Annotated in this window: 5 protein-coding genes; 4 read left to right on the top strand and 1 reads right to left on the bottom strand. The window is 70.0% G+C overall.

What is annotated here, in order from left to right:
• Positions 1-8 precede the first annotated feature (8 nt).
• On the bottom strand, positions 9-1,154 hold the full coding sequence (locus QMK30_RS34075) for a threonine synthase (protein ID WP_283522214.1): 1,146 nt from the start codon (positions 1,152-1,154) through the stop codon (positions 9-11).
• A gap of 232 nt (positions 1,155-1,386) precedes the next feature.
• Here QMK30_RS34075 and QMK30_RS34080 point away from each other — a divergent pair, with 232 nt between their 5' ends.
• The 4 genes from QMK30_RS34080 to QMK30_RS34095 all read left to right on the top strand — a co-directional run bounded on the left by QMK30_RS34080 (position 1,387) and on the right by QMK30_RS34095 (position 6,888).
• Entirely contained in the window at positions 1,387-2,949 is a 1,563-nt protein-coding gene (locus QMK30_RS34080) for a S8 family peptidase (RefSeq protein ID WP_283522215.1), read from the top strand.
• A gap of 167 nt (positions 2,950-3,116) precedes the next feature.
• The gene (locus QMK30_RS34085) at positions 3,117-4,031 is read left to right on the top strand and encodes a DUF4190 domain-containing protein (RefSeq protein ID WP_283522216.1); all 915 of its coding nucleotides are present in this window, start codon (positions 3,117-3,119) and stop codon (positions 4,029-4,031) included.
• A 100-nt stretch (positions 4,032-4,131) separates the two neighbouring features.
• Positions 4,132-4,884, top strand: a complete 753-nt coding sequence (locus tag QMK30_RS34090) for a GntR family transcriptional regulator (protein ID WP_283522217.1) — start codon at positions 4,132-4,134, stop codon at positions 4,882-4,884.
• 306 nt (positions 4,885-5,190) lie between these two features.
• Positions 5,191-6,888 (top strand): purine-cytosine permease family protein, encoded by a 1,698-nt coding sequence (locus tag QMK30_RS34095; RefSeq protein WP_283522218.1) that lies wholly within the window; start codon positions 5,191-5,193, stop codon positions 6,886-6,888.
• The last annotated feature ends 75 nt before the right edge of the window (positions 6,889-6,963 follow it).

Below are 6,963 nucleotides of genomic sequence, written 5' to 3' on the forward strand. Positions count from 1 at the left end.
GGGGCGGCTCAGCCGCCCACCACCTCCGGCGCCGCCAGTCCCGTCTTCGCCCCCGCGCCGCACAGCGGGACCACCGCGCTGCGGCCCTCCAGTGGGTGCGCGCTCACCGCCGCCCAGCACGCGACCCCCGTCGACTCGACGAAGAGGCCGCGGGACGCCAGGTCGAGCTGGGCCGCGCGGAGCTGGTCCTCGGTCACCGTCAGGAACGTGCCGCCGGAGTCCCGCACCGCGCGCAGGATCTGCCGGGCGCGCGGCGGCTGCGGGATCGCGATGCCCTCGGCGAGGGTGGGGCGGGCGCTCTCCGCGCCGATGAGGTCGTCGGCCCCCGCGTGGAACGCCGCAGCCAGCGGTGACACCGCCTCGGCCTGTACGGCGATCAGTTCGGGGCGCCGGTCGATGAGTCCGTGGGCGTGCAGTTCGGCGATGGCGAGGGACGCGCCGAGCAGCAACGTCCCGTTGCCGACCGGGACGACGATCGCGTCCGGGAGCCGGCCGCCGAGTTCCTCCCAGATCTCGTAGACATAGGTCTTCGTGCCGTGCAGGAAGTACGGGTTGTGAACATGGCTCGCGTAGAACGTGCCGGGGGTGTCCGCCGCCTCGCGGGCCGCCCGCGCGGCGGCCTGGCGGTCGCCGGGGACGAGCTCGATGTGCGCGCCGTGCGCCCCGATCTGCTCGATCTTCTTGGGCGAGGTGGCCTCGGGGGCGTAGACCGTGCAGGGCAGTCCGGCGCGCGTGCTGTACGCCGCGACCGCCGTGCCCGCGTTGCCGCTGCTGTCGGCGATCACCCGGGCCACCCTGTCGGGCCCCAGGCGCCGGGCGAGCTCGACGAGGAGCACCGCGCCGCGGTCCTTGAAGGAGAGCGTCGGCATCAGGAAGTCGAGTTTGGCCGATACCGCGTCGGTGAGGGGCACGAGCGGGGTCCGGCCCTCGCCCAGCGTGACGGTGGGCGCGCCGCCGGGCAACGGGAGCGCTTCTTCGTAACGCCACAGTGAATTCACTCTCCCGGCAAGGGACTTGAGGTCCACGGGGGCGGCCGTGAATTCGAGGTCCCAGGGTCCGCCGCAGGCCGGGCACCGCCAGGCGAGGGAATCGATGGACGCCCGGGCGCCGTCCGTGGGGCAGCGGTAGGTCGTGGTGGGTGTCGTGGTCGTCATGCCGGAAGCGTATGCATGACACAACCTGACGGATCGTCATGACAGACGGTGATGACGGCAGTGTGGCGAGCGGATTGCGGGCGCGTCGGTACTCTTGTGGGTTTTCTGTGGATGCGCAAATCTATCGCTGGCAGCAGGGCACGGAACCCGCCGCGGACATCGAAGCGGTGGGTTGTCATGCCCATGCCGTACCACCCCCCACCAGCGCACCGCTATGAGGAGGACCCCTCACATGTCCGTGATGCGTATTTCCAGGCGAAGACTCGCCGCAGCAAGTGCCACCGCCGTCGCAGCCCTCGCGCTCGGCGCGGTCACCGCTCTCCCGGCCACCGCCGCCGAGGGGCAGATTCTGAACGCAGGAGCCCCCGGAACGATCGCGGGCAGCTACATCGTCACCCTTGACGAAGCGGCCGCCGACGCGGGCTCCGCGGAGGGCAAGGCGCTCGCCAAGGCGTACGGCGCCAAGATCAAGCAGACGTACAGCGCGGCCCTGAACGGCTACGCCGTCGAGCTGTCCGCTGCGCAGGCCAAGAAGTTCGCGGCGGACCCGGCCGTCGACTCGGTCGTGCAGAACCGGACCTTCACGGCCTCCGCGACCCAGCCGAACCCGCCCTCCTGGGGACTGGACCGCATCGACCAGCGGGCCCTCCCGCTGAACCAGAGCTACACCTACCCCGACAAGGCGGGCGAGGGCGTCACGGCGTACGTCATCGACACCGGTGTGCGCATCACCCACAGCGACTTCGGCGGCCGGGCCTCCTACGGCTACGACGCCATCGACAACGACAACACCGCGCAGGACGGCCACGGCCACGGCACACACGTCGCGGGCACGGTCGGCGGTGGCGCGTACGGCGTCGCCAAGAAGGCCAAGATCGTCGGCGTCCGCGTGCTCAACAACCAGGGCTCCGGCACCACGGCGCAGGTCGTCGCCGGCATCGACTGGGTGACCCGCAACGCGGTCAAGCCCGCGGTCGCCAACATGAGCCTCGGCGGCGGCGCCGACCCGGCGCTGGACACCGCCGTACGCAACTCCATAGCCTCCGGCGTCACTTACGCGGTGGCCGCGGGCAACGAGTCGACCAACGCCAACACCAAGTCTCCCGCCCGGGTGACCGAGGCGATCACGGTCGGCGCCACCACCAACACGGACGCCAGGGCGAGCTACTCGAACTACGGTGACGTGCTGGACCTGTTCGCGCCCGGCTCGGGCATCACGTCGTCCTGGAACACCAGCGACACCGCGACGAACAGCATCTCCGGCACCTCGATGGCGTCTCCGCACGCAGCGGGCGCCGCGGCGCTGTACCTGGCCGGCAACCCCACCGCCACGCCGGCGCAGGTGTCGGCCGCGCTGGTCGCCGCCGCCACGCCCAATGTGGTGGGCAGTCCGGGCACCGGCTCGCCCAACCGTCTGCTGTACGTCGGTACCGGTGACACCCCGCCGCCCGGCAAGCGGTTCGAGAACCTGACCGACTTCACCATCAACGACAACGCGACCGTCGAGTCCCCGGTCACCGTCAGCGGCGTCGCCGGGAACGCTCCGGCGAGCCTGAGCGTGCCGGTCGACATCAAGCACACGTACGTCGGTGACCTCAAGGTCGACCTGATCGCCCCCGACGGCACCGCCTACACCCTCAAGGGCTACGGCACCGGAGGCAGCAGCGACAACCTGAACACCACGTACACCGTGAACGCCTCCTCGGAGGTGGCCAACGGCATCTGGAAGCTGCGGGTGAGCGACAACGCGGCGCAGGACGTCGGGAAGATCGACTCCTGGGCGCTGCAGTTCTGATCGGTCCTGATCAGTTCTGGCCAGTGCTGAGCCGCTGGTGAGTGCTTCGTGAGTACGTGAGGGAGGGGGCGACCGCCATCGGCGGTCGCCCCCTCTTCGCGTAACATGCGCGCGGCAGTCGCCCGCCCCCGACGAGGAGCTCCGTACCTGTGGACATACCGCCGCCCATGCCCGGTCAGCCTTCCCAGGGGCCGGGGTGGCCGCCCCCGCAGCAGCCGCCCCCGCAGCAGGGCCCGCCGGCGCAGTACCCGCAGCAGCAGTTCTCGCAGCCGCAGTTTCCGCAGGGCCCCTTCCCGCCGCCGCAGCAGCAATACCCACCGATCCAGGGCGCCAACGGCCTGTCCATCGCGTCGCTCATCACCGGCATCGTGTGCTGCGTCCCACCGCTCGGCCTGGTCCTGGGCGTTCTCGCCCTCGGCCAGATCAAGCGGAAGGGCGGGACGGGCAAGGCCATGGCGATCACCGGAATCGCACTCTCCTCGATCAGCACCGCGCTCGTCCTGATCACCCTCGTCACCGGTGCCCTGGGCAACGGCTGGGGCAGCTTCAAGGACGGCATGGAAGAGGCGGCCCGGTCGAGCAGCATCCTCAAGCTCGGCAAGGGCGAGTGCTTCGACTCGCCGAAGGGGTCGCTGGAGGGCGTGACGACCGACGTCGAGGTCGTGCCGTGCGCGGAGGGCCACCAGGGCGAGGTGTACGCGACCTTCGACATCGACAGGTCCGGCGCCTTCCCCGGCGACGACGTGGTGACCGACATCGCCGACGAGCGCTGCACGGACCTCCAGGCGGCGTACACCGGGCCGGGCTGGGCGGCGCCCGACGGGGTGGACATGTACTACTACCTGCCCGAGGAGCGGGGCTGGGGACTGGGTGACCGAGGTGTCGTCTGTGTCTTCGGTACGGCCGGTGAGCCGATCGAGGGGTCGCTGCGCGGATCCTCGGACGGGCCCGCGGAGGCTCCGACCGACGCCCCCACGGGCGCTCCCACGGACGGGGGTTCGAGCAGCGGCGTCGGGTCCGCGGTCTCCTGGTCCACGCGGGGGCCGCACGGACCCCCATACCTGCGCCAAAGCCCTGCGTAAAGGCAGGTCATCACTTCGAGTGAAACGTTGGCCTTCACTTGCGGTCAACAACCCACGGTTGCCAGGCTGTTGCTGTGTGTCAACCTGATGGGAGTGGCCAGTGACATTCGGTGAGCAGCCGGCCTATCTGCGCGTCGCGGGCGATCTACGACAGAAGATCGTCGACGGTTCCCTGCCACCGCACACCCGACTTCCCTCGCAGGCGCGCATCCGCGAGGAGTACGGGGTCTCCGACACCGTCGCGCTGGAGGCCCGCAAGGTCCTGATGGCGGAGGGTCTTGTCGAGGGCCGCTCGGGGTCCGGTACGTATGTGCGCGAACAGCCCGTCCCGCGCCGCGTGTCGCGCTCCGGCCATCGCACCAAGGGTCCTTCGACGCCGTTCCGGCAGGAGCAGTCGGAGAGCGGTGCGCGTGGCACCTGGGAGTCGAGCAGCGAGCAGGAAATGGCGCCGCAGCCCATCGCGGAGCGGCTCGGTGTCGAGGAGGGCGATCGGGTGATGCGGACCCGGTACGTCTTCAGGGACGCGGGGGAGTCGATGATGCTCTCGACCTCCTGGGAGCCGCTTGCCATCACGGGGCGCACCCCGGTGATGCTCCCCGAGGAAGGTCCGCTGGGCGGCTGCGGCGTCGTGGAGCGGATGGCGGCGATCGGCATCGTCGTGGACAACGTGGTGGAGGAGGTCGGCGCGCGGCCGGGTCTCGCGGAGGAACTGCTGCAGCTCGGCGGGGTGCCGGGGCATGCGGTGCTGGTCATCGAGCGGACGTACTACGCGTCGGGCCGGGCGGTCGAGACGGCCGACGTGGTGGTCCCCGCGGACCGCTACCGGGTCGCGTACCACTTGCCGGTGAAGTGACCGCTGGAGTGATGAGTGGCGGGTGGAGTGGCCGGTGGCCGGTCGCGTGCCAGTTGCCGCTGGAGTGGTCGGCCGAGTGACCCCACCGGATCGCGTATACCGGACGGCCGAGTGACCGGTACGCGGACGCGTCGTCCAGCCGCCCAGCCATCCATCCGCCCATCCCTCCGCCCGCCGTGATCGCGAATTAACACGCGGACCGTTCCCGTAACAACCGGGCAATCGACGGCCGCGGCGCATTGTCATGTCCGGCTCCTAGGTTCCCGTTCGTACCCGCACTCCGGACCGACGAACGGGAAACCGCCGATGACGGACACCGCCACGCCTGTGACCAGTGCGCCCGAGGGGCGGCCCGCCAAGCGGAGTTACGCCAAGCTCGCGGCCGACGAGAGCCGCGAGGACTACTCCCTGCGGTACGCGCCGCACTCGTTCCGCCGCTGGTCGCCGTCGATGGTCGCGGGCACCGCACTCGGCGGGATCGCCTATCTCGCGGACTTCGCGATCGGTGCGTCGATCGTCTTCACCTACGGTTTCACCAGCGGGCTCGCCTCGATCCTGTGCGCCGCCGCGATCATCTTCCTCACCGGCATACCGATCGCCCGCGCCTGCGCCAAGTACGGCCTGGACATGGACCTGATCACGCGCGGCGCCGGCTTCGGGTACTTCGGCTCGACCCTCACCTCGCTCATCTACGCGTCCTTCACCTTCATCTTCTTCGCGCTCGAAGGCTCGATCATGGCGCAGGCCATGCATCAGGCGATCGGACTCCCGGTGGAGTTCGGGTACTTGATCACCACGCTGATCGTCATCCCCATCGTCTTCCGCGGTATGGGCGCGCTCGCGAAGGTGCAGGCCTGGACGCAGCCCATCTGGCTGATCGGCCTGGTGCTGCCGTTCGTCGTGCTCGCCTTCGAGGCGCCGGACGCCTGGGGCCAGTTCACGTCCTTCGGCGGCACGGAAGGGGCGGGTCCTGGCTTCTCCTGGCTGGCCTTCGGGCTCGGGACCGGCGTCGCGCTCTCCCTCATCGCCCAGATCGGCGAGCAGGCCGACTATCTGCGCTTCATGCCTGCCAAGACCGAGCACAACAAGCACCGTTGGAACATCGCCGTACTTGCCGCCGGGCCCGGCTGGGTGATCATCGGCGCGGCCAAGCAGCTCGGCGGCGCCTTCCTGGCCTTCGTCGCGCTGGAGGCCGTGGGCAAGACGCGCGCCTTGGAGCCGATCGCGCCACAGATCGAGGCGCTCAAGCCCTGGCTCGGCTCGGTCGCGCTGCCCGCCGCCGCGCTCTTCGTGATCGTCTCGCAGATCAAGATCAATGTGACCAACGCGTACAGCGGCTCGCTGTCCTGGTCCAACTTCTTCTCGCGCCTCACGCACAAGCACCCCGGCCGGGTCTGGTACATCTTCCTCAACCTCGCCATCGCGCTGACGCTGATGGAGATGAACATGTTCGCGGCCCTCAACAAGCTGCTGGGCTTCTACTCGAACGTGGGCATCGCGTGGATCACGGCGGTCGCCGCCGACCTGGTGATCAACAAGCGGATCGGGCTGAGCCCGCCGTACATCGAGTTCAAGCGGGCCTACCTGTACGCGGTCAACCCGGCCGGGTTCGGCGCGATGGTCGTCGCGTCGACCGTCTCGATCCTCGCCTTCTTCGGACTGTTCGGCGAGTACGCCCAGGCCTTCTCCACCTTCATCGCGGCGGGCCTCGCGCTTGTCCTGTGCCCGCTGATCGCCTGGCTGACCAAGGGCAAGTACTACCTGGCCCGCCCGAACCCGGTGAACGGTCCGCACGTCCTGGTGGACGACATCACCGCCACCCACAGCTGCGCCGTCTGCGACACGGCGTACGAACTGCCGGACATCGCGGACTGCCCCGTCCAGGCGGGCCCGATCTGCTCACTGTGCTGCTCGCTCGACGCGGAGTGCGGGGACGCGTGCCGCAAGGGGGATGCCGCGTCCGGGCCGGTGCTGCTGGGGCTGCCGACGCCGCGCCGGAGCTGAACTCGCCACCGAAGCCGGGGAGGTCCTGGCGCGGCCGGGGGAAACGAGGGGGGCGTGCTCCGCGGAGCACGCCCC

It is taken from the genome of Streptomyces sp. H27-C3 (assembly GCF_030063415.1).
Lineage (GTDB): Bacteria > Actinomycetota > Actinomycetes > Streptomycetales > Streptomycetaceae > Streptomyces.

Coding starts and splice junctions, on each gene's coding strand:
- QMK30_RS34085 (WP_283522216.1), top strand. CDS start 3,117: ATGCCCGGTCAGCCTTCCCAGGGGCCGGGGTGGCCGCCCCCGCAGCAG.
- QMK30_RS34080 (WP_283522215.1), top strand. CDS start 1,387: ATGTCCGTGATGCGTATTTCCAGGCGAAGACTCGCCGCAGCAAGTGCC.
- QMK30_RS34075 (WP_283522214.1), bottom strand. CDS start 1,154: ATGACGACCACGACACCCACCACGACCTACCGCTGCCCCACGGACGGC.
- QMK30_RS34095 (WP_283522218.1), top strand. CDS start 5,191: ATGACGGACACCGCCACGCCTGTGACCAGTGCGCCCGAGGGGCGGCCC.